This is a genomic window from Variovorax paradoxus, from assembly GCF_029919115.1.
GTDB lineage: Bacteria > Pseudomonadota > Gammaproteobacteria > Burkholderiales > Burkholderiaceae_C > Variovorax > Variovorax paradoxus_O.
This window is the reverse complement of sequence record NZ_CP123990.1, coordinates 2752345-2775236: the sequence shown is the minus strand read 5'-3', so window position 1 is coordinate 2775236 and position 22892 is coordinate 2752345. Positions and strand designations below refer to the sequence as shown.

Annotated in this window: 20 protein-coding genes and 1 pseudogene; 13 read left to right on the top strand and 8 right to left on the bottom strand. The window is 66.1% G+C overall.

Translation table 11 applies throughout. The annotated features are described in order from the left end of the window. Nucleotides 1-79: 79 nt before the first annotated feature. Complete coding sequence (gene fliE / locus QHG62_RS13495; RefSeq protein WP_281151333.1) at nucleotides 80-397, bottom strand: flagellar hook-basal body complex protein FliE; 318 nt, start codon at nucleotides 395-397, stop codon at nucleotides 80-82. Nucleotides 398-745: 348 nt separating this feature from the next. On the opposite strand from fliE, the gene fliF reads away from it, so the two are divergent. The 13 genes from fliF (at nucleotide 746) to fliR (ending at nucleotide 12039) form a co-directional block, all read left to right on the top strand. Then, nucleotides 746-2464, top strand: coding sequence for a flagellar basal-body MS-ring/collar protein FliF (gene fliF, locus QHG62_RS13490; RefSeq protein WP_281151332.1), 1719 nt, complete (start codon nucleotides 746-748; stop codon nucleotides 2462-2464). Beyond that, nucleotides 2461-3456, top strand: a complete 996-nt coding sequence (gene fliG / locus QHG62_RS13485; protein WP_281151330.1) for a flagellar motor switch protein FliG — start codon at nucleotides 2461-2463, stop codon at nucleotides 3454-3456. Before fliF ends, fliG begins: the two co-directional genes overlap by 4 nt. A 152-nt stretch (nucleotides 3457-3608) precedes the next feature. Further along, on the top strand, nucleotides 3609-4256 hold the full coding sequence (fliH, locus tag QHG62_RS13480; protein WP_281151329.1) for a flagellar assembly protein FliH: 648 nt from the start codon (nucleotides 3609-3611) through the stop codon (nucleotides 4254-4256). A 5-nt stretch (nucleotides 4257-4261) separates the two neighbouring features. Continuing rightward, nucleotides 4262-5707, top strand: a complete 1446-nt coding sequence (fliI, locus tag QHG62_RS13475) for a flagellar protein export ATPase FliI (RefSeq protein WP_281151327.1) — start codon at nucleotides 4262-4264, stop codon at nucleotides 5705-5707. Between the two features lie 23 nt (nucleotides 5708-5730). Beyond that, entirely contained in the window at nucleotides 5731-6186 is a 456-nt protein-coding gene (fliJ, locus tag QHG62_RS13470; protein WP_281151326.1) for a flagellar export protein FliJ, read from the top strand. A gap of 20 nt (nucleotides 6187-6206) precedes the next feature. Continuing rightward, entirely contained in the window at nucleotides 6207-7598 is a 1392-nt protein-coding gene (locus QHG62_RS13465) for a flagellar hook-length control protein FliK (RefSeq protein WP_281151325.1), read from the top strand. A 109-nt stretch (nucleotides 7599-7707) separates the two neighbouring features. Then, nucleotides 7708-8208 carry a flagellar basal body-associated protein FliL gene (fliL, locus tag QHG62_RS13460; protein ID WP_281151324.1) on the top strand — a complete coding sequence of 167 codons (501 nt, stop codon included), beginning with the start codon at nucleotides 7708-7710 and terminating at the stop codon, nucleotides 8206-8208. A gap of 21 nt (nucleotides 8209-8229) precedes the next feature. Continuing rightward, a complete protein-coding gene (gene fliM, locus QHG62_RS13455; protein ID WP_281151323.1) occupies nucleotides 8230-9231 on the top strand; it encodes a flagellar motor switch protein FliM in 1002 nt (333 codons plus the stop codon). Beyond that, nucleotides 9224-9691 carry a flagellar motor switch protein FliN gene (gene fliN / locus QHG62_RS13450; RefSeq protein WP_281151322.1) on the top strand — a complete coding sequence of 156 codons (468 nt, stop codon included), beginning with the start codon at nucleotides 9224-9226 and terminating at the stop codon, nucleotides 9689-9691. Before fliM ends, fliN begins: the two co-directional genes overlap by 8 nt. Then, nucleotides 9688-10194: a flagellar biosynthetic protein FliO gene (fliO, locus tag QHG62_RS13445; RefSeq protein ID WP_281151321.1), complete on the top strand. Its 507-nt coding sequence runs from the start codon at nucleotides 9688-9690 to the stop codon at nucleotides 10192-10194. The genes fliN and fliO overlap by 4 nt, the downstream gene beginning before the upstream one ends. A gap of 65 nt (nucleotides 10195-10259) precedes the next feature. Beyond that, nucleotides 10260-10952, top strand: coding sequence for a flagellar type III secretion system pore protein FliP (gene fliP, locus QHG62_RS13440; protein WP_281151628.1), 693 nt, complete (start codon nucleotides 10260-10262; stop codon nucleotides 10950-10952). Nucleotides 10953-10961: 9 nt separating this feature from the next. Next, nucleotides 10962-11231, top strand: coding sequence for a flagellar biosynthesis protein FliQ (gene fliQ, locus QHG62_RS13435; RefSeq protein ID WP_157615484.1), 270 nt, complete (start codon nucleotides 10962-10964; stop codon nucleotides 11229-11231). A 13-nt stretch (nucleotides 11232-11244) separates the two neighbouring features. Next, nucleotides 11245-12039, top strand: a complete 795-nt coding sequence (gene fliR, locus QHG62_RS13430; protein WP_281151320.1) for a flagellar biosynthetic protein FliR — start codon at nucleotides 11245-11247, stop codon at nucleotides 12037-12039. Nucleotides 12040-12067: 28 nt separating this feature from the next. Here the strand turns inward: fliR and flgL are convergent, their stop codons facing one another. The 7 genes and pseudogenes from flgL to QHG62_RS13395 all read right to left on the bottom strand — a co-directional run bounded on the left by flgL (nucleotide 12068) and on the right by QHG62_RS13395 (nucleotide 22880). Further along, on the bottom strand, nucleotides 12068-13279 hold the full coding sequence (gene flgL / locus QHG62_RS13425; protein ID WP_281151319.1) for a flagellar hook-associated protein FlgL: 1212 nt from the start codon (nucleotides 13277-13279) through the stop codon (nucleotides 12068-12070). A 40-nt stretch (nucleotides 13280-13319) separates the two neighbouring features. Further along, entirely contained in the window at nucleotides 13320-15278 is a 1959-nt protein-coding gene (gene flgK, locus QHG62_RS13420; protein WP_281151318.1) for a flagellar hook-associated protein FlgK, read from the bottom strand. A 146-nt stretch (nucleotides 15279-15424) separates the two neighbouring features. Continuing rightward, nucleotides 15425-17158 (bottom strand): methyl-accepting chemotaxis protein, encoded by a 1734-nt coding sequence (locus QHG62_RS13415; RefSeq protein ID WP_281151317.1) that lies wholly within the window; start codon nucleotides 17156-17158, stop codon nucleotides 15425-15427. Nucleotides 17159-17210: 52 nt separating this feature from the next. Next, complete coding sequence (locus QHG62_RS13410) at nucleotides 17211-18926, bottom strand: methyl-accepting chemotaxis protein (protein ID WP_281151626.1); 1716 nt, start codon at nucleotides 18924-18926, stop codon at nucleotides 17211-17213. A gap of 122 nt (nucleotides 18927-19048) precedes the next feature. Beyond that, entirely contained in the window at nucleotides 19049-20710 is a 1662-nt protein-coding gene (locus tag QHG62_RS13405) for a methyl-accepting chemotaxis protein (protein WP_281151315.1), read from the bottom strand. Nucleotides 20711-20759: 49 nt separating this feature from the next. Further along, a complete protein-coding gene (locus tag QHG62_RS13400) occupies nucleotides 20760-22412 on the bottom strand; it encodes a methyl-accepting chemotaxis protein (RefSeq protein WP_281151314.1) in 1653 nt (550 codons plus the stop codon). Nucleotides 22413-22462: 50 nt separating this feature from the next. Then, nucleotides 22463-22880, bottom strand: a pseudogene (locus QHG62_RS13395) (chemotaxis protein CheW). Nucleotides 22881-22892: the final 12 nt, after the last annotated feature.

Below are 22892 nucleotides of genomic sequence, written 5' to 3'. Positions count from 1 at the left end.
TGCTTGTTTATCGACAGGGGGCATCAAACCTTTAGGGCGAGAACGAAAAATATTGCGCGCGCAGCCGTGGCCGGGCCCGTCAAGCCTGCATGCTCATGATTTCCTGGTAGGCGCTGACAAGGCGGTTGCGCACCTGCACGCCGGTCTGGAAAGCCACATTGGCCTTCTGCAGGTCGACCATCACATCGTTCAGCGCAACGCCCGGCTTGCCGAGTTCGAAGTCTTCAGCCTGGCCGTAGGCCCTGGTCTGCGCCGTGCTGATGTTGTCCAGCGAGCGGCGCAGCTCGGCGGCAAAACCTCCCGGCTCGGCCGCCTCGGCGGCGGGCTGGGCAATGCCCGTCTGCAGCGAGGTGACCCGCATCTGCTGCAAAACGGACTCGATGGCGGAAATCGACATGGAATGCTTTCTCTCTGTGTGAATTCGGGGGTGGACAAGGAGGCACCGGGGCACCTCCGCGTGTTTTCAGCGTATCAGGGGTAGCCCTTGGGACATGCCCCCAACTGACGGCAAAAACCCCGGTTGTTCGACCAATCGAATCTGGCGCGGCTGCTGAGAATCAACGCCGATCCCAAAGCCCGCTGACGACACAACAGCCCACCGGCATGACTCCAGAACATCGAAGCCTCCAGCCCCTCACCATGACCCCGCGCCGCCCGGTGCTCCTGGCCGTGACCGGGGTACTCGCATGAGCCGCCGGGCCGCTCCCAAGGCGAATACCGCAGCCCGCAGGGCGGAGGTTTTCCAATGAGTTCGGCGGCGCCCGCGGGCGCCATGCCGTCGCCGGGCTCCGCATTTGCGGACCGCCTGCGCGCCCAGCCCAAACTGCCCCTGATCGTCGGCGCGGCCGCGATCGTTGCCGCTGCGGCCGCGTTCCTGCTCTGGAGCCGCGGGCCCGACTACGGCGTGCTCTATACCAATGTGTCCGACCGCGACGGCGGCGCCATCATTGCTTCGCTGCAGCAGATGAACGTGCCGTACAAGTTCGCCGAAGGCGGCGGCGCGATCCTGATTGCCAGCGACAAGGTGCCCGAAACGCGCCTGAAGCTCGCGGCCCAGGGCCTGCCCAAGGGCGGCGGCGTCGGCTTCGAACTGCTGGACAACCAGAAGTTCGGCACCAGCCACTTCGCCGAGCAAGTCAACTACCAGCGCGGGCTCGAAGGCGAGCTCGCGCGCTCCATCGAATCGATCGGCTCGGTCGAATCGGCGCGCATCCACCTGGCGCTGCCCAAGCCGTCGCTCTTCGTGCGCGACCAGAAGAAGCCTTCGGCCTCGGTGGTGCTCACGCTGCACCGCGGCCGCAGCATCGACGAAGGCCAGGTCAGCGCCATCGTGCACATGGTTTCGAGCAGCGTGCCCGAGCTGAATGCCAAGAGCGTGACCGTGGTCGACCAGCACGGCAACCTGCTGTCGGCAGCCAACGCCGGCGCGCGCGGACTGGACGTAAGCCAGCTCAAATATGCGCAGGAAATCGAGCAGGGCTATATCCGCCGCATCGAAGCCATCCTGCAGCCGATTCTTGGCGCCACCAATGTGCGGGCGCAGGTTGCCGCAGATATCGACTTTTCCGTGGTCGAGCGCACCGAAGAAAGCTACAAGCCGAACCAGGACCCACGCAACGCGGCGGTCCGCAGCCAGCAGTCGAGCGAATCGACCCAGCAGGGCGCCACGCCGCCGGGCGGCGTACCGGGCGCGCTCTCCAACCAGCCGCCGCAGACGCCGAGCGCGCCCATTACCGCACCGGCGGCCCCCAATGCCGCGGGCGCTCCGGGCGCACCGGGTGCAGCTGCCGCAACGACAGCGGCAACAGCGGCCGGCTCGGCGCCGGGCAGCGCACGCAAGGACGTGACGACCAACTACGAGCTCGACCGCTCGATCCGCCATGTGCAGCAGGGCGCTGGCGGCGTCAAGCGGCTGTCGGTGGCTGTGGTGGTCAACCACCGCAGCGCACCCGACGCGAACGGCAAGCTGGTGCAGCGCGCGCTCACGCCGGCCGAGATCGAGCAGATCCGCAACCTGGCCAAGGAAGCAATGGGCTTCAGCCAGGAGCGCGGCGACTCGCTCAACGTGGTCAACAGCGCCTTCACGCACGACGGCGAAGACGCCAAGACCGGCCCCGAGCTGCCCTTCTGGCGCGACCCGGCCAACCTGGGCCTCGCCAAGACGATCGGACAGTACGTGCTGCTCGCCTTCCTGGCCCTGTTCGCCTGGTTTGCCGTGCTGCGGCCCCTGCTGCGCAAGCACCTGGCGCCGCCGGCGCCCCCGGCAGCCGCTGCATCAGCGGGCACCGGCGCCGCAGCAGAGACGGACGGCATGAGCGATGAAGACGAAGCGAACGCATCGCGCGTCAGCGCAAGGGCACGCGAGATCGAACGCCAGAAGGCCGACCTTGCCTACGCACACGAAACCGCCGACCAGGATCCGCGCCTGGTGGCCACGCTGATCAAGCATTGGATGAACACATGAGCGACGCCGGCACACGTAAGAGCGCGATCCTGCTGATGTCCCTTGGCGAGGACCGCGCAGCGGCCACGCTGGCCCACCTGCCTGCTACCGAAGTGCAGGCCCTGGGCGCGGCAATGGCCAAGCTGAGCCAGGTTTCCAAGGACGAGCTGGCGGCCGTGCTGGCCGAGTTCCGCATGGAGACCGAGCAGCTGTCCGCACTGCACCTGGGCTCTGGCAGCTATATACGCGCCGTGCTGCGCAAGGCGCTTGGCGACGACCGCGCAAGCAACCTGCTCGAAGACATTCTCCAGCCCGAGCAGCCGCACGGCGGCATCGAGCGGCTCAACGACCTGGAAGCCGGCGAAGTGGTGGAGCTCATCCGCGACGAGCACCCGCAGATCCTTGCCACGCTGCTCATCCACCTGGACCGCAAGAAGGCATCGGAAGTGCTCGAGAAGCTGCCGGAGCGCCTGCGCCACGACGTCATTCTGCGTGTGGCCACCTTCGGAGGCGTGCAGCCCGCTGCGCTGGCAGAGCTGACCGACGTGCTCACCGAAATGCTCTCGGGCGAAGGCCTCAAGCGCAGCCGCCTGGGCGGCGTGCGCACGGCGGCGGAAATCGTCAACCTGATGAACAGCGCGCAGGAAGAAGGCGCCATTGCCCACGTGCGAGAGCACGACGAAACGCTGGCCCAGCGCATCCTCGACGAGATGTTCGTGTTCGAGAACCTGCTCGACCTGGAAGACCGCTTCATCCAGCGCCTGCTCAAGGACATCGAATCCGATTCGCTCATCGTCGCGCTCAAGGGCTCGGCGCCCGAGCTGCGAGAGAAGTTCCTCAAGAACATGTCCCAGCGCGCCGCAGAAACGCTGCGCGAAGACATCGAGCTGCGCGGCCCTGTGCGGGTGTCGCAGGTCGAGACCGAACAGAAGGCCATCCTGCAGGTGGTGCGCCGCCTGGCCGATGCCGGCGAAGTCGTCATCTCCACACCCGGAACCGATGACTTCGTCTGAAACCATGTTGCAAATCCCATTCCGCGGCAAGCGCGGCAACGCGGGGAGTCGATGAAATGACGTTGGCCAATCAATCGTTTGCGTCCCGCGCGCGGCAAAGCACGCCGCCAGCACCCGCGAGGCCCCGCCTTTCGGCCTGGCAACGCTGGGAGATGAGTTCGCTCGACGAAAACACGCTCGCAGCGGGCGCCCCTGCTGAACAGGCAGCGGCTCCGCGCGTGGACCCTGCGGCACTCGCTCGCGAAGCCGAGCTCAAGCGCCTGCGGCTGGAAGCACGCGCCGCCGGCGAGGCCGAAGGCCGCCGCGACGGCTGGGCTCACGGCCATGCCGAAGGGCACGCCGCCGGCCTGGCTGCGGGCCTTGCCGGCGCCAGCGCGCATGCCGAGCAGCTGCGCGCGCTGGCCGCATCACTGCCCGCCGCGTTGCGGAGCGCCGAAAGCGAACTGGCCGATGCCGTGATGGCGCTCGCATTCGACGTGGCGCGCCAGGTGATTCACCGCACGCTGCGCACCGAACCCGAATGGGTGCTTGCGCTGGTGCAAGACCTGCTGCACGCAGAGCCCGCCCTGCAAGGCGAGCCGCGCCTGCTGCTGCACCCCGAAGACGTGGCGCTGGTAAAGAACAGCCTCGGCAACGAGCTGCAGGCCGCCGGCTGGCAAGTGCGCGCCGACGACACCCTGGCCCGCGGCGGCTGCCGCGTGCGCTCCGCGAGCGGTGAGGTCGACGCCAGCCTGCAAACCCGCTGGAGGCGCGTGATCGATGCGTTCTCACCCAGCGGCAGCGAAGCCGCCGGAGGCTGAAAACAATGACCGCTACAGCACGAGCCGCAGCGCCTTCCGCGTCTGCCGCCAACCCGCACCTCAAGTCTTGGCTGGGCACGCTGGCGCAAGCCCGGCACGACGTCGGCCTTTGCTCGACCATTGCCACCTCCGGCCGACTCACCCGCGCCGTGGGCCTGGTGCTGGAAGCCGTGGGCCTGCAGTTGCCGGTCGGCAGCGACTGCCTGATCGAACTGCCGCCGGGCTATCCGCAGCGCCATGCAGAAGCCGAAGTGGTCGGCTTTGCCGGTGACCGACTGTTTCTGATGCCGCAAAGCGAAGTGGCCGGCCTGCTGCCCGGCGCCCGCGTTTTCGCGCGGCCCGGCCCGGCGCAAGCCAATGCGGGCGGCAGTTCCGGTGATGCGCATACCAAGCGGTTGCCGGTGGGCGAAGGCATGCTCGGCCGCGTGGTCGATGCCGCCGGGCGGCCGCTCGACGGACTCGGCCCGCTCGACGTGAGCCGCCGCGTGCCGCTGAGCTCGCCGCCCATGAACCCGCTTGCGCGCGCGCCGATCGATTCGGTGCTCGACGTGGGCGTGCGCGCCATCAACGCCATGCTCACCGTGGGCCGCGGCCAGCGCATGGGCCTGTTCGCAGGCTCCGGCGTGGGCAAGAGCGTGCTGCTGGGCATGATGGCGCGCTACACCAGCGCCGAAGTCATCGTGGTCGGCCTGATCGGCGAACGCGGCCGCGAGGTGAAGGATTTCATCGAGAACACGCTCGGCGAAGAGGGCCTGGCCCGCGCCGTGGTGGTCGCCGCGCCGGCCGACAACTCGCCGCTGCTGCGCCTGCAAGGTGCGGCCTACGCCACCTGCCTGGCCGAATACTTTCGCGACCAGGGCCGCGACGTGCTGCTCATCATGGATTCGCTCACCCGCTATGCCATGGCGCAGCGCGAAATCGCGCTGGCCGTCGGCGAGCCGCCGGCCACCAAGGGCTATCCGCCCTCGGTGTTCGCCAAGCTGCCGGCGCTGGTCGAACGGGCCGGCAACGGTTCGCGCGACGCCAACGGGCGCGGCGGCTCGATCACGGCTTTTTATACGGTGCTGTCCGAAGGGGACGACCAGCAAGACCCGATTGCCGATTCGGCGCGCGCCATTCTGGACGGCCACGTGGTGCTGTCGCGCACGCTGGCCGAGGCCGGGCACTACCCGGCCATCGACATCGAGGCGTCCATCAGCCGCGCCATGACGGCGCTGATCGAGCCTTCGCAGTTCGACACCGTGCGCCGCTTCAAGCAGGCGCTCTCGCGCTACCAGCGCAACCGCGACCTCATCAGCGTCGGCGCGTATGCGGCCGGCCACGATCCGCAGCTCGACCAGGCCATTGCGCTGTACCCGCGCATCGAGGCCTTCCTGCAGCAGTCGATGGAGGAACGCTGCGACTACGCCACCTCGATCGCCCGCATGGGCAGCCTGTTCGAACCCGCCTGAGCCACAACCCTATTGGAGCCGCCATGCCGCACAAACTTCCGCTCGACACGCTCACCGACCTCGCCCGCAACAAGACCGACGATGCCGCGCGGCAGCTCGGCCTGCTGCAGAACGCGCAGGTCAGCGCCGCGCAGAAACTGGAGCTGCTGCTGCAATACCGCCAGGACTACAGCGACCAGCTGCACGTGCTGATGCAGAACGGCCTGCCCTCGGCGCAGTGGCACAACTACCGCAACTTTCTCGGCACGCTCGACGGCGCCATCCAGCAGCAGCAGGCCATCGTCGCGCAGGCCGCCACGCGGCTGGACATTGGCCGCAACGAATGGCAGCACCACAAGCGCCGCCTCAACTCCTTCGACGCACTGGCCGAACGGATGCGGCGGCAAGAGCTCGTGGTCGGCGCCCGGCGCGAGCAACGCGACAGCGACGAACGCGCAGCGCGCAAGTTCTTCGACCGCGCCTCCCAACCGACACCCTGACGTCTTTCTGAAGAACCGCCATGCCCACCTTCATCGCTCCTTCCTTCGCGCCGAACGCAGCCGCCTCTTCGGCTTCTTCAACCGCCTCCGGCCCCCGCGGCCGCAACGCGGACGAAGCCGACGGCCGCAGCTTCAATGCGGTGCTGACCCGCTCGCGCGGGGCCGGCCAATCGCAAGAGGCGCAGCAGGCGCAGGAAGAAGGCGCCTCCACCGCGCTTGAAGCCAAGGGACGGCACAAATCTTCTCGCGCCGGCGACCGCAAGGACGAACTGCCCGCGGAACTGCTGCCGCTCGCATTCTTTACGCCGACCATGCCTGCATTGGCCTCGTCGCCTGCGGCGGCATCGGCGCTTGCAGCCGGCGCAGCCGCGGCGGCCACCCTGCCCGAAGGCGGCCAGGGCCTGCTGCCGAACGATGCGGCCGTGGCGGCCCTGCCCACCGGCGTTGCCGCGGATGCGGCACCTGGCGACGCGGCCGAAGTAAAAGATATCGAAGGCGAAGGCCCGGCACCGGCGACGCTGCCGCGCGACGCGCAGGCCCTGGCGTCGGAGGCCGCCCAACCAAAGAACAAGGACGGCGCAGAAGCCGCCATTGCGCTGCCGGCGGCGCCATCGGCAATGCCTGCGATGGCAGGCGCCGCTGCAGGCCCAGCCGGCGAGCCGGTGGCCGGTGCGGTTTCGGCCGGCGGTGCAACGGCCGGCACCGTGCCCTCCGCGGCTGGCGAACAGGCGAAGGGTGCAGGAGCCTCCGTGCTTGCAGGCGAAGCCCAAAAGGCACCGGCAGCCTCCATGGCCGCGGGCGCGGGCGCGGGCGACAAGCTCGACCTTGCTTCGGCCGCATCCGACGCGGCGGAACCGTCCCTCATGCCGCAGGCGATGACCTTTGCAACCGCCGCAGCCGACCGTGCGAACCAGCCCTCCAATGCCAGCCAGGTGCCCGTACTCAACGTGGCGCCGCCCGTGGGCTCCGACGAATGGGGCCCGGCCGTGGGCCACCAGATGCTGCGCATGAACGCGGCGGGCGCCCAGGTTGCAGAACTGAACCTGAACCCGGCCGGTCTCGGCCCGCTGAAGGTCACGCTCTCCATGGGCGACAACCAGGCCCAGGCGATGTTCGTATCGGCCCACGAAAGCGTGCGCAAGGCCGTGGAGGCCGCGCTGCCGCAACTGCGCGCAAGCCTTGCGGAACAGGGCATCAGCCTGGGCCAGGCGTCGGTGGGTGCGGAAGCGCATCGTTTTGCCGGCCAGGGCGGCGCCTTCGGCCAGCAGCCCCAGCAGCAGGGATCGGCCCGCCAGCCGGATTACCCGGCCCCCGGCCGCGCCGAGGCTGCCGCCCTTGCCGAGCCGCTGCACAGCAGCCAGCCGCGTGCCACGCCGCGCGCGTCCAGCGCCGGCGTGGACACCTTCGCATAAGAGACGAACGCGGGATCTGAGGCCTTTTTCCGCGCTTGATCAGCCCTTCGTTTGCCGGGCACCTGGCAAAGAATAGTCCCAACCAGACATCGTTTTCGCAGTTCCAAATATGGCTACCAGTCCTTCTGTCGCACTCGCTCCTCCCGCCGCCGAGCCTCGATCCTCGAAGCTGAAGATCGTGATCCCGGTCGCCGTGCTGGCCTGCGCTCTTGCCGGCGGCGGCGGCTACTACTTCATGAGCAAGCGCTCGCCCGCCGCATCGGCGGCAACGGCCGCGCCGGCGCCCGCACCCGAGAAGCCGATCTTCGTGCCGCTCGAGGCCCTGACCGTGAACGTGCAATCCGAAGGCCGCTCACGCTTCCTGCATGTGGGCATGGCCCTGAAGGTGCGCGACGAGCAGGCCAAGGCGCACGTCGTCGAATACATGCCGGAGGTGCGCAGCCGCCTCCTGCTGCTGCTGTCGAACCGCCCGCCCGAGTCGCTGGTGACCACCGAGGACAAGGCACGCCTGGCGGAGGAAATCCGCCTCGAGCTGAGCCGTCCCCTGGGTGCAGGCCTGCCTGCGCAGGAGATCAGCAGCGTTTCCTTCAACACCTTCGTGGTGCAGTAATTTTTTCCGGACCTGCGATTCATGGCCTATGAACAGGTGCTTTCCCAAGACGAGGTCGACGCGCTGCTGCAGGGCGTCACCGGCGGCAGCCCCGAGCAGACCGAGGGCGCTGCCCCCAGGTCCGACGGCCTGCCGGTGTACGACCTTGGCGCGCCCGACCGCGTGGTGCGCAGCCGCATGCACACGCTGGAGGTCATCAACGAGCGTTTTGCCCGCCACCTGCGCAGCTCGCTCCTGAACTTCATGCGCCGCAGCCCCGACATCTCGGTCGGGCCGGTTCACATCCAGCAGTACGGCGAATTCGTGCGGCATCTGCCGGTGCCCGCCAACATCAACATGCTGCACATGAAGCCGCTGCGCGGAACGGCGCTCTTCGTGTTCGATCCGAAGCTGGTGTTCCTGGTGGTCGACAACCTCTTTGGCAGCGACGGGCGCTATCACGTGCGTGTCGAGGGGCGCGACTTCACGCGCACCGAACAGCGCATCATCAAGCGCCTGCTGAACCTAACGCTGCAGTGCTATGCAGATGCATGGCAGCCGGTGTTCCCGCTGAGCTTCGACTACGTGCGCGCCGAAATGCACGGCAAGCTGGCCAATATCGTCGCGCCCAACGAGGTGGTGATCAACACCACGCTGCAGATCGAGTTCGGCCCCGTGGGCGGCTTTCTGCACGTGTGCATTCCCTATTCGATGATCGAGCCGATCCGCGACCTGCTCTCCAACCCGGTGCAGGACGAGATCGAGGTCGACAAGCGCTGGGTGCGGCAGATGTCGCAGCAGATGCAGAGCGCCGACGTGGAGCTCAGCGCCGAATTCATTACCTTGCCCTCGACCATCGGCGAGGTCCTCAAGCTGCAGGCGGGCGATGTGCTGCCCATTGAACTACCCGAATCGATCACCGCGCGCGTCGACGGCATTCCGGTCATGGAGTGCGGCTACGGGGTTTCGAACGAACGCTATGCCCTGCGCGTGCTGCAGATGATCTCCCACCAAGACAGCGATCTGAAGAACGAACATGACTGACAACACCCCATCCACCAGCGATGCGGACGACTGGGCCAGCGCGCTGGCCGAGCAGACCGCGGCCTCCGCTCCCGCACCCGCCCCGGCACCTGCGCCGGCCCCGGCACCTGCCTTTGCGCCCGCTCCTGCCGCCGCCCCGGCAGGCAGCCGCGTCTTCCAGCCGCTGCATCCGGCACCGTCCGCGTCCGGTTCGCCTGTGGACGTGGAGCGCATCCTCGACGTGCCGGTGCAACTCACGGCCGAACTCGGCCGCACCCGCATCACCATCAAGAGCCTGCTGCAGCTGTCGCAAGGTTCGGTGGTGGAGCTGGACGGCCTGGCCGGCCAGCCGCTGGACGTGCTGATCAACGGCTACCTGATTGCGCAAGGCGAAGTGGTCGTCGTCAACGAGAAGTACGGCATTCGCCTGACCGACATCGTGACGCCCTCCGAGCGCATGCAGAAGCTCGGCCGGTCATGAGCTTGCTTGCCAGCCGGTTGCGGCGCGCTGCTGTGTCGATTGCGGCTGCGGCAAGCAGCCTCGGCGCGCACGTTGCACACGCGGCATTGCCCACGGTGCCCTCGCCCGTGGAAGCGGCCCCTGCCGTCGGTGCTTCCGGCCTGCTGCAGGCGGGCTTCGGCATGTTCGTGGTGCTGGGCCTCATCTTCTTGTGCGCCTGGGCGGCGCGCCGCTTCGGGCTGCAGCGCCTGGGCGGCGGCCAGTTTGTGAAAGTGGTCTCGAGCGCCATGGTCGGCCAGCGCGAACGCGTGGTGGTGGTCGAGGTGGGCGCCACATGGCTGGTGCTGGGCGTTACATCGAGCCAGGTGAACACGCTGCATTCGATGCCCGCACAGGCGGTGTCCGCCAACCCGGTCTCGGGTGAAGCCACCGCCACGCCAGACCCGCGCTTTGCCGGCGCGGCTGGCCTCTTCGCTCAAAAACTGCGCGACTCCCTCGGACTCAGGCAGCGGCCCAACCCATGATTCGCCTTGCTTCCCATCGGCGCTTTCGCAGCGTCGTGCTGACCCTGCTCGCCCTGGTTTTGCCGATGACGGCATGGACGCAAGGCTTGCCCGGGCTCACCAGCTCGCCCGGCCCCGGCGGCAGCCAGACCTGGTCGCTCAACGTGCAGACGCTGGTGCTGCTTACCTCGATCACGTTCCTGCCGGCACTGCTGCTGAGCATGACGAGCTTCACGCGCATTCTCATCGTGCTGGGCCTGCTGCGCACGGCCATCGGCACGCAGTCTTCGCCGCCCAACCAGGTTCTTGTGGGCCTGTCGCTGTTTCTCACCTTCTTCGTGATGTCGCCGGTGTTCGACAAGGTCTACGACGAAGCCTACAAGCCGTTTTCCGAAAACAAGCTCACGGCAGAGAAGGCACTGGAGAAAGGCATTGCGCCCTTCAAGTCGTTCATGCTCAAGCAGACCCGCGAAAACGACCTCGCCCTGTTCGCCCGTCTCGCGAAGATTCCCGACATGCAGGGGCCCGAGGAAGTGCCGCTGCGCATTCTGCTGCCCTCCTTCGTGATCAGCGAATTGAAAACGGCGTTCCAGATCGGCTTCACCATCTTCATTCCGTTTCTCATCATCGACCTGGTGGTCGCCAGCGTGCTGATGTCGATGGGCATGATGATGGTGCCGCCCGCTTCCATCGCATTGCCGTTCAAGCTGATGCTGTTCGTCATGGCCGACGGCTGGCAGCTGCTGATCGGCGCATTGGCCCAGAGCTTTTATCTTTAGAGGACCGGAATGACACCCGAATCCGTCATGTCCCTGGGCAGCCAGGCGATTCACGTCTCGCTGCTGCTTGGCGCACCGATGCTGCTGGTGGCCCTGGTTGTTGGCCTGATCATCAGCATCTTCCAGGCTGCCACGCAAATCAACGAAGCCACGCTCTCGTTCATTCCCAAGCTGCTGGCCGTGTGCGCAGTGCTGGTAATTGCCGGCCCGTGGATGCTGGCGCAGATGCTCGACTACATCCGCACACTGTTCTCGAGCATTCCGCAACTCGTGGCCTGAGGGCACGCGCGCGATGCCCGCCATTTTCTCCGTCACCTCGGCGGAGCTGACCGCCTGGCTGACGGCTTTTCTCTGGCCGTTCATCCGCATGCTGGCGCTGGTGAGCACCGCGCCGGTGTTCGGCGAGCCTGGTGTTTCGCGCCAGCTCAAGGTGGCCATTGCGGCCCTGCTGACGATTGCCATTGCGCCGACGCTCGGGCCGATGCCGCCGGTGCCGGTGGTTTCGGCCGGCGGTATCTGGATCATCGTGCAGCAAGTGCTCATTGGCGGCGCCATCGGCTTCACCATGCGCATGGTGTTTGCCGCCGTGCTGGCCGCGGGCGAATACATCGGCCTGCAGATGGGCCTTTCCTTCGCTTCGTTTTTCGACCCCATGGCCGGCGGCGCCACGATGGTGATTGCACGGCTGATGCACATGCTGGCCATCCTGCTTTTTCTGGCGGTGGACGGCCACTTGCTGATGGTGGCCGGGTTGGCCGAGAGCTTCAGCACCCTGCCGATTGCCGATGCGCCACTGGCCGCGCAAGGCTGGATGTTCCTGGTGCTGGGCGGCGGGCAGATCTTCATCAATGGCTTCATGCTTTCGCTGCCGCTGGTTACCGCGTTGCTCACGCTCAACCTGGCAATGGGCATCCTCAACCGGGCCTCGCCGCAGTTCAGCATTTTTGCCGTCGGCTTTCCGCTCACGCTACTGGCGGGCATCGGCATGCTGCAGCTGCTCTTGCCGCAGTTCAGCGCGTTTCTTGAGCCGCGCTTTGCCGCGGCGCTTTCTTCGGTGCTGCAGCTCACGCAAACCTTGCGGCCCTGAGGGGCGCCCCGGGCCGCCCCGCTCTTCGTTACAGGTAGTTGAACAGCGCAATGCTGTGCAACCGTGCAAAGGTCTGCTGCGTTGCCTTCAGCGAGGTTTCGCGCTGCAGGTATTCCGAAATGGCGCTGGCCGGGTCCAGGTCCTCGATCTCCGAAAGGTAGCTCTTGTCGATCAGCAGGCGCGAGGCCCCCCCTGTGTTGAGCGCCTCGAGCTCGTTCATGCGCGAACCGATCGAGGAGGTGACCGTGAGCACGTTGTCGTGCGCGTTGGTGATCTTCACGTTGAAGGTGCTGAGCGCGTTGAGCAGCTCGGCCTGCGCCGCATCGCCGCCGCCGGCCAGCGGCTTCTTCAGCGCGGAGATCATGTCGCCGATGGCGGCGAACACGTCGGTGCCCGCGTTGCGGGCCGTCTCCACCTGGAAGGTATCGCCGTCGGCGGGGGTGCCGCTCATCTTGACCTGCAGGCCGCCGAACGAAATGGGCGTGCCGGCCACGTAGGGGCCCGTTGCGGCCACCACGGGAGGCGTGTCCTGGGTGGTCACGGTGTAGTTGCCGCCCGCAAAGCTGATGACAAAGTCCTTGCCATAGTTGGCGGCGGTTGCATCGGTCAGGCCCACGGGCCCGAACACGCCCGAGCCGGTGTTGGCCGCGCCGGCCGAGCTCACGTAACCTGCCCCGCCCTGAACCGACTGGAACACGCTGCGGCCGTCGTCGGTGGTCGCCATCTGGCGCGACACGTCGATCTGCATGAGGCGCTGGCCCTGGTCGCCCATGTACTGGATGCCGCCTGCGGCGTCGGCCACGAATGGCGGGCTGGCGCTCTTGAAACCGGCAAACAGGAACTGGCCGTTGCCGTCGTCGGCATTGGCCACGTTCACCAACTGGTCCAGGTTGCTCTGCAGCGTGGTGGCCAGCGAGGCGCGGTCGGCGTCCGACAAGGTGCCGTTGCCGGCCTGCACGGCCAGCGTCTTCATGTTCTGCATGATCGAGGTGGCCGACTTCAGCGCGGTTTCCTCTTGCGAAAGCGAGAGCATCGCGCGGCTGCGGCTGCTGGCGTACTGGGCCGACTCGGCCATCGACTGGCTGACGCCGAGCGCGCGCGCGGCGGCCACCGGATCGTCGGCCGGCGTCAGGAACTTGGTGCCCGCGGCAAGCTGCTGCTGAACGCGAAACAGCTGCTGTTGCTGCGAACCCAGGGCATTCATGCTCTGGGCGTAGAAGGATTGGGTGCTGATGCGCATCTCGACTCCTGAAATCTGTTCTGTAAAAACGAGGGCCGGATCAGTTGCGGATGCCCAGAATCGCGTCGAACATGGTCGATGCGGTCTGGATCACCTTGGCATTGGCCTGGTACATCTGCTGGTACATCAGCAGGTTGGCGGTTTCCTCGTCCTGATTCACGCCCGAGATCGAGTCGCGGCTGGCGCGGATCTGGCCCGTGACGCTCTCTTGCGTCTGCGACGCCACGCGAATCTCCATGGCGCGGTTGCCCACCTCGCTCACCAGCTTGGCAAAGGCGCCGTTGAAGGTGGAGGTGCCGCCGTCCATGGCGTTCTTGCGCTGCAGCGCGCCGAGCTTCAGCGCATTGCTGCCGTCCGACACGCCAGCCACGTTCTTGCCGATGGTGAAGGTGTCGCCCTCGGCGGGTGCGCCCGTGAGCTTGACCTCGATGCCGTCGAAGCTGATGGCGGCGCCTGCGGTGTAGGGCACGGGCGTGCCGGCCGGGTAATTGGTGGCAGTGCCATCGGCCAGCGTGACGGTAACAGCTGAGCCCGCCGGGAAGCCCGACAGCGTATTGCCGCCGGCGTCGTAGGCGAGCGTGACCGTAGCCGCAAGCGGCGAGGCCAGGTAGCCCTGGTCGACGACCGCGGGGCTCAGCACGCCCGTGCCCTTGTTGCCCACCGTCTTGCCGGTAACGAGCGGCGATGCGGCGGCCACCTTGGCCGTTTCGCGCACCAGCACGTCCATGTCGCGCGCACCGGTGCGCGTGGGCTGCACCAGGAACGAGTCGCCCGCCTGCGCGGTGCCGCTGGCCACCGAGAGGCTCACGCCGTCGAAGCTGGCCGGGAACGAGGTGTAGTCGCCCATCACCTGCTTGTCGGACAGCCGCGTGACCGTGTAGGTCAGCGTGCCCGCCACGTCTTTCACCTGCACCGAGTAGTCGCTGGTCGAGAGCTGCGAGGTATCGGTCACGCTGGCGCCGAGCACCATGTCGCCGGCGTTCTTTGCATGCGAGAAAACGCCGGGCACGGCCTGCGAAAAAAAGTCGGTTCCAAGCACGCCGTTCAGATCCACGCCAAGCTTGTGCTGGTCGTTGAACTCGCTGGCCAGTGCCATTGCGAGGCGGCCGACGGCGTTCTGCGTGCTGGTGAGCGTTTCGGAACGGAAGGCCAGCAGCCCGCCCAGCGATCCGCCGGTGAGCACGTTGTCGTTGAGTTCGGAAACCGTGCCGGTCAGACCGACCAGCGCCATCGACTGGCGCGTGGGATCGACGGAAGACTGCACCGATTGCATCTTCGCGGCGCGGTCGCCCAGCACAAGCGTCTGGCCGTTGCCGATGAAAACGTTGTACTGGCCGCTGTCCTGCTCCATCACCTTGACCTCGACGATCTTGCCGAGGTCGCTCACCAACTGGTCGCGCTGGTCCATCAGGTCGTTGGGCGGCTGGCCGCCGGCCATGGCGCTGAGTTGGCTGATCTGCTGGTTCAGGCTTGCGATCTGCGTGGCATAGGTGTTGATCTTTGCAGCGCTGCCTTCGATCTGGTCGTTGACGGATGTGTTCAGGTCGGTGAGGTACTGGTCGGTGGAGCGGAACTTGTTGGCCAGCGACTGGGCCGCGCTGATGAGCTGCTGGCGAGCGGCGGGGTCGGCGGGCGTGTTGGCCACGCCCTGCACGCTGGCAAAGAAGCTCTGCATCAGCGGCGTGAGGCCAGCGGTCTTGTCGGCCAGCAGGGAGTCGATGCGGTTGATCTGCGAACCATAGCTCGCAAGCGCTGCGCCCGAGGCCTCGGCGCCGTTGAGCTGGGCCGTCAGGTAGCGGTCGTAGCTGCGCTGCACCGTGGTTACGCGCGCACCGTTTCCAACGAAGCCCGCGCCGTTGACCGTGCCGTCGAGCGTGGAGACGAGCGCGGTCTGGCGGCTGTAGCCGGTGGTGTACACGTTGGCCGTGTTGTGGGCCGTGGTCATGAGCGCGGTTCGCGCCACGCTCAGGCCGGACAGGCCCGTATAAAACATGGACATGAGGCTTTACCTGTAAAACGTTTCTTTTGTCGGACGGAAGGCGCCGGTCAGGACGCCTGTTGCTTGTTTATCGGCAGGACGCGCAAAAGTTGAAGGCCTTTCGAGGCGTTCGGCGCCGTTGATGCGGCGCGGTCGGGTCGGCTTTTTCAGAACTCGGTCCAGTCGCCGGCGGCGCCGCGGGCGAGGGCCAAGGGAGGGGTGGAAGCAATCGCCTCCTTCTTCTTGCGCAGGCCGGGGAGCGGCCGTTCCGCCGACTCCGCAGTGTGCGTGGGTTCGACGCGCGTGACGTGGCCTGCGTGGGCCCCGGCCTCCAGCCTGAACACGCTCACCGCTTCCACGAGGCTGGCGGCCTGCTCCTGCATGGATTGCGCCGCGGCGGCCGCTTCCTCGACCAGCGCCGCGTTCTGCTGCGTCACCTGGTCCATCTGCGCAATGGCCTGGTTCACCTGTTCGATGCCGGTGCTCTGCTCCTGGCTGGCAGCCGTGATCTCGCCGATGATGTCGGTCACGCGCTTCACGCTGCCCACGATCTCGGCCATGGTCTTGCCGGCTTCGCCGACCAGCGCACTGCCCACGTCGACCTTGCCGACGGAGTCGTCGATCAGGCCCTTGATTTCCTTGGCGGCTGCGCCAGAGCGCTGCGCGAGGCTGCGCACTTCTGCGGCGACAACCGCGAAGCCGCGGCCCTGTTCGCCTGCGCGCGCGGCTTCAACGGCTGCATTGAGTGCCAGGATGTTGGTCTGGAAGGCAATGCCGTCGATCACGCCGATGATGTCGACGATCTTCTTGGACGAGGCATTGATAGAGGCCATGGTGTCGACCACCTGGCCGACCACGTTGCCGCCCTTGACGGCAACTTCAGAGGCAGACAGTGCCAGCTGGTTGGCCTGGCGTGCGTTGTCGGCGTTCTGTTTGACGGTAGAAGTGAGCTCTTCCATCGAAGCTGCCGTCTCTTCGAGCGAGCTGGCCTGCTCTTCGGTGCGCGAAGACAGGTCCTGGTTGCCTGCCGCAATCTGGCCCGAGGCGGTCGCGATGGCGTCGCTCGATGTCTTGATGCGCACGACGACGTCGGTCAACTGGTCTTGCATGCGCTTGATGGAGAACAGCAGGCTGCCGCTGCGGGCCGTGCGCGCCTGCACGCGTTCCGTCAGGTCGCCGCTTGCAATGCGGCCGACCACATCGGCCGCATAGGCCGGCTCGCCGCCCAGCTGGCCGGCCAGCAGCCGCGCCACCACCACGCCAAGGCCCAGGCTGATGACCACACCGGCCAGCGCCAGCAGCAGCATCAGGAGCCGTGAATGCTTGAAAGTGCCGGCGGCATCTTCCATGCTGCTGCGAGCCTGCTGGTCGCTGTAGGCGACCATGCTCTGCAGCACCTTTTCAAGCGCGCGGGATTCCTTCAGCAGCAACGCGCTTTCTTCGGGCACGTTGCCTTCGAACTGCGAGCTGTCCAGCGTCTGCCTCGCGATGAGATCCGCAAAATCCGCCAGGTGCTTCTTGAGCGGCGGCATCAGCTTCTGGTACTGCGCATGCAGCTCGCGCCCCTCGGTGGTCTGCTCGAGCAGCGGCTTCACGTCGGCCACGTTCGATTCGAGTGCGGCCACGGCCTCCTTCAGCTCCTTGAAGCCAAGGTTGCGCTCGCCCTTGGTGCCGGCCGACAGCAGGCCCATCTGGGCGCGGCTGGCATCGAGCAGATGAATGTTGGCCGCCTGCACCAATTTGATGGAGCGCAGATCGTTGTTGTAGAGGCTCTCGGTCGAGGCGTTGATACGACCCATGTGAAAAATACCGAGGCCGCTGACACCCGCGCCCACGGCCGCGACGATGAGAAAGCTGAGTACCAGCTTGACGGCGACGGGAAGCCCTTGGAACCATTTCATGTTTTTCCTCCTGAGAAACGTTGAAAGTCGCTGGAACTCTTTGGAACGCGGTTCAGAACTCGGTCCAGTCGCCAGACCCGGCGTGCGCTGCGGCAAGCCTGGGAGGAGACTTGGCTTCCGCCGCGGCACGGGCCGGGCCCTTCAGCGCAGGCATGGCCTTGCGCGATGGCAGCGCCGGTTGCAGCTTGGCGTGCACCTGCGCAAGCGGGCGCAATGCCACGTGGCTGTCCAGCTTGAACACGCTGACGGCCTCGACCAGGCTGGCGGCCTGCTCCTGCATCGACTGCGCCGCGGCGGCTGCTTCTTCGACCAGTGCCGCGTTCTGCTGGGTCACCTGGTCCATCTGCGCAATCGCCTGGTTCACCTGCTCGATGCCGGTGCTCTGCTCCTGGCTCGCCGCCGTGATCTCGCCCATGATGTCGGTCACGCGCTTGACGCTGTCCACGATCTCGTCCATCGTGCGGCCCGCTTCGGCCACCTGGCGGCTGCCGGCTTCGACCTTGCCCACGGAGTCGTCGATCAGGCCCTTGATTTCCTTGGCGGCTGCGCCCGAGCGCTGCGCAAGGTTGCGCACTTCGGAGGCCACCACGGCAAAGCCGCGGCCTTGTTCACCGGCCCGCGCGGCTTCGACCGCTGCGTTCAGCGCCAGGATGTTGGTCTGGAAGGCGATGCCGTCGATCACGCCGATGATGTCGACGATCTTCTTGGACGATGTGTTGATGGAGCCCATGGTGTCCACCACCTGGCTCACCACGCCACCGCCGCGCACGGCCACTTCGGAGGCCGACAGGGCCAACTGGTTGGCCTGGCGGGCGTTGTCGGCGTTCTGCTTCACGGTAGATGTGAGCTCTTCCATCGAGGCGGCCGTTTCTTCGAGCGAGCTGGCCTGTTCTTCGGTGCGCGAAGACAGGTCCTGGTTACCGGCGGCGATCTGGCCTGAAGCGGTGGCGATGGCGTCGGTGCCCGTGCGCACTTCGCCCACCACCTTGGCAAGGCTGCCGTTCATGCCCTTGAGGGCGTGCATGAGCTGGCCGGTTTCGTCCTTCGTCGTCACTTCGATGCGGCTGGTCAGGTCGCCTGCGGCAACCGCTTCGGCCACTTCGACGGCGCGGCGCAGCGGATGCGTGATGCTGCGAACGAGCAGCCAGGCGAGCACCAGGCCAAGGCCCAGCGACAGCGCGCCGAAGATGACAAGCATCAGGCTGGTGTTGGCGCGCATCTCCTTGCTGCGCTCGGCCGCGGCGTCGAGCTGCACGCGCTCGGCATCTACCATTTGCTGCACGCCCGCAAGATAGCTGCGCGATGTGGGCTCGAACCGTTCGTTGAAGATCCGGTTGGCACCTTCGAGGTCGCCCGCCAGCTTGGCCTTGCTCACTTCTTCGCGGGCCGCGAGGTAGGCTTTGCGAAGCTCCCCGACCTTCTCGTACAGCTGGCGCTTTTCCGGCGTGTCCATGTGCGCCTCGATGAGCTTCTGCAGCTCATTGGTCTCCTTGATGGAGAGCGCCGTGGCGGGTGCGAAGTAGGCAATCAGGCTTGCGTCGCTGCTCTTGGCAATGGCCGCGGCGCGCTGCACGCCCGAGTTGGTGTTGCGCAGCCAGTCGGCACCGGCGCGTTCGGTCTTGATGTTCTTCTCGACCATTGCGTTGATTTCTTCGCCGATCTGCCGGAGCTTCAGCACGGCAAGCACGCTGCTCGTAAGAGACAGGGCGAGGATCACGCCGATCACGACGGCCAGCCGCTTGCCGATTGAAATATTGCTCAGAAACATGCTCATGACTCCAGAAGATCAGGAAAGGGCAACAGCACGCCATACGCGCTTGCCGCAAGAAAAGGTTGTGTGCACCGGCCGCTTTTGCGCCGGTGCTTTTTCAGTCCGCAAAGGCAGGGTGCTCAGGAGGCCTCCCAGCCGCCGGCCGCTGCCAATGCGGGCATTGCCCTGCGCGAGGGCAGCGCCGGTTGCAGCTTGGCGTGCACCTGTGCGAGCGGGCGCGATGCGGTGTTGTTGCTGTCCAGCTTGAACACGCTGACGGCCTCGACCAGGCTGGCGGCCTGCTCCTGCATCGACTGCGCCGCGGCGGCTGCTTCTTCGACCAGTGCCGCGTTCTGCTGGGTCACCTGGTCCATCTGCGCAATCGCCTGGTTCACCTGCTCGATGCCGGTGCTCTGCTCCTGGCTCGCCGCCGTGATCTCGCCCATGATGTCGGTCACGCGCTTGACGCTGTCCACGATCTCGTCCATCGTGCGGCCCGCTTCGGCCACCTGGCGGCTGCCGGCTTCGACCTTGCCCACGGAGTCGTCGATCAGGCCCTTGATTTCCTTGGCGGCTGCGCCCGAGCGCTGCGCGAGGTTGCGCACTTCGGAGGCCACCACGGCAAAGCCGCGGCCTTGTTCACCGGCCCGCGCGGCTTCAACGGCAGCGTTGAGGGCGAGGATGTTGGTCTGGAACGCGATGCCGTCGATCACGCCGATGATGTCGACGATCTTCTTGGACGACGCGTTGATCGACGCCATGGTGTCGACGACCTGATCGACCACACCACCACCCTTGACCGCAACCTCGGAAGCCGAGAGCGCAAGTTGGTTGGCTTGGCGCGCGTTGTCGGCGTTCTGCTTCACCGTGCTGGTGAGCTCTTCCATCGAGGCGGCTGTTTCTTCGAGCGAGCTGGCCTGTTCTTCGGTGCGTGAAGACAAATCTTGGTTGCCGGCGGCAATCTGGCCCGAAGCGGTGGCAATGGCGTCGGTGCCGGTGCGCACTTCGCCCACCACCTTGGCGAGGCTGTCGTTCATGTGCTTCAGCGCGCTCATGAGCTGGCCGGTCTCGTCGCGCGCGCCAGTGTCGATGGCCGAGCTGAGGTCGCCGCTTGCCACGGTTTCTGCCACCTTCACCGCATGGCCGAGGGGCCGCGTCACGCTGCGTGCGATCAGGAAGGAGCAAAGCGCGCCCAGCACCAGCGTCAATGCCGTCATGAAGATGCGGAGGTTGAAACCGCGCTCGTTCGCGGCGTCGATGGCATGGCTCATGTCGTCGATGGCCTTGCGCTCGAGGGCCAGCAGTTCGAGCACGCGCGTTTCGTAGGCCTTGGCGGCCGGTTCGAAGGTGTTCTTGAAGACGGCCTCTGCCTCCGCGGGGTTGCCGCCGGTCTTGGCCTTTTGCACTGCATCCTTGGCGGCCTGGTACTTGGCACGCAGCTCGACAATGTTCTTGAAGGTCGACTTCTCCAGGTCGGTGACGAGCAGCGCCTCCACCTTGGCCATGGTTTCCCCACCCTTCTTGACGCTGTCGGAAATGACATCGGCAAAAGTGACCGGAAGCGCTTGGTCGGTACTCCGGGCGATCATTGCGGTGCGCGCAATGGCCGAGTAGGTGAGCACGTACCAGTCGGAAATGAGGCGCTCTTTTGCGAGCGGGCTCTGCATCATCTGGCGGGTGGCTTCGGCGTTGTTGCGCGCAGTCACCAGCGCAAAAGCGGCCGAAACCAGCGTCAGGGCGAGAACCAGGCCAAAGCCGATGGCCAGGCGCGTTCCGATACGCACGTTGGAGAGGAAGTTCATGATGGGGTGGTGGAGTGAAATGGATCGGCGATCGAGGGCCGAAGAAAACTCACGCTTCGATCAACCTCATGCCGTGGTGCGCGCCGGACGACGCCCGCGGTGCGCTTGTTTGACTGGCGCTCGTTTGGCGGAAGGCGGGTGCAGCCTGTTGCGGCTGGTCCAGCTTGAACACGCTCACGGCGCCGACAAGGCTGGCGGCTTGCTCCTGCATCGACTGCGCCGCGGCGGCTGCTTCTTCGACCAGTGCCGCGTTCTGCTGGGTCACCTGGTCCATCTGCGCAATCGCCTGGTTCACCTGCTCGATGCCGGTGCTCTGCTCCTGGCTCGCCGCCGTGATCTCGCCCATGATGTCGGTCACGCGCTTGACGCTGTCCACGATCTCGTCCATCGTGCGGCCCGCTTCGGCCACCTGGCGGCTGCCGGCTTCGACCTTGCCCACGGAGTCGTCGATCAGGCCCTTGATTTCCTTGGCGGCTGCGCCCGAGCGCTGCGCAAGGTTGCGCACTTCGGAGGCCACCACGGCAAAGCCGCGGCCTTGTTCACCGGCCCGCGCGGCTTCGACCGCTGCGTTCAGCGCCAGGATGTTGGTCTGGAAGGCGATGCCGTCGATCACGCCGATGATGTCGACGATCTTCTTGGACGATGTGTTGATGGAGCCCATGGTGTCCACCACTTGGCTCACCACGCCACCGCCGCGAACGGCCACTTCAGAAGCCGACAGGGCCAACTGGTTGGCCTGGCGGGCGTTGTCGGCGTTCTGCTTCACGGTAGAGGTAAGCTCTTCCATCGAGGCAGCTGTTTCTTCGAGCGAGCTGGCCTGTTCTTCGGTGCGTGAAGACAAGTCGTGATTGCCGGCGGCAATCTGGCCCGAAGCGGTGGCGATGGCATCGGTGCCCGTGCGCACGCCGCTGACCACGTTGGCAAGGCTCGTGTTCATGCTCTGGAGCGCCTGCATCAGCTGGCCCGTCTCATCGCGGCTCTGGACTTCGATACGCCTCGTCAAGTCGCCCGACGCCACCGATTGCGCAATTTCAACCGCTTCGGACAGCGGCCGCGCAACGATGCGTGCAATGCACAGCGCGAGCACAAAGCCCAATCCGATGCTGCCCAGCAGAAGCGCCAGAATCCACAGCCGCGCCCGCGCATAGATGGCGTCGCCATTGGCGCTTGCCTGCTTGCCGCCTTCGACGTTGAGGGCGACAAGCCGGTCGATCATCTCCGTCAGCTGGTGGTTCAGCTTCGATGCATTCGCGCGGATGAGCGCCACTGCCTCCGTCTTTTGTTGCGCGCGGGAGAGGGCCACGACCTTCTCGTGTTCCTGCGCATACAGGCCCAGCGTTTTCGCGTAGTCCGAATAGATCTTCTTTTCTTCCGGCTCGGAAATAAGCGCCTCGTATTGCCCACGCGCCTTGCCCAATCCCTCCCAGATCGCAGCCATCGACTTCTCGTAGTGCGCAGCGTCTTCGGGCGACGTCGACAGCAGGTGCTGCATTTCCTCGGAGCGGTAGCGGGCCATCAGGCCCCTCATCTCGAGCAGCGACTGGGCCGAAGGCATCCAGTTGGTGGCGATGTCGGTCGACATCTGGTTGACCTTTGAAAGCTGCAGTACCGACACGACACCGAGCACCGCGGTCAACGCCAGGACAGCGACAAAGGACACGAGCAGCTTGGTCGCAATCCTGAGGTTGTAGAACGCTTGCATGAACTTCTTCTCTCTCTGACTCTCTCTATCTCTTTCTCAGCGCGGCCAGATCAGGCGGCGATCTTCTCGACCAGGCCCATCTCGTCGCTGGACATCAGCTTGTCGATGTCCACCAAAATGAGCATCCGCTCGTCCAGCGTGCCCAGACCGATCAGGTAGTCCGTGTCCAGCACGGCGCCCATCTTGTCCAGCACGGCGCCCATCTCCGGCGCGGGCTTGATCTGCTCTGCGCTCAGCGTGATCACGTCCGACACGCTGTCCACCACCATGCCCACCACGCGACCGCCGATGTTCAGCACGATCACCACCGTGAACTGGTTCGTAGCCGCGCAGCTCCTGCACCTTCTGGATGTCGATTCCGTACTCTTCCTGGCCGAGCGTGAAGGAAAGAAATTCCAGAGGCCGGCCGGGCCGGGACGTTGCGGCGTTGCGGGTGTCCGCGGTTTGTTTGGTTGGGGTAGCAGTCATCGAAAACCTGTT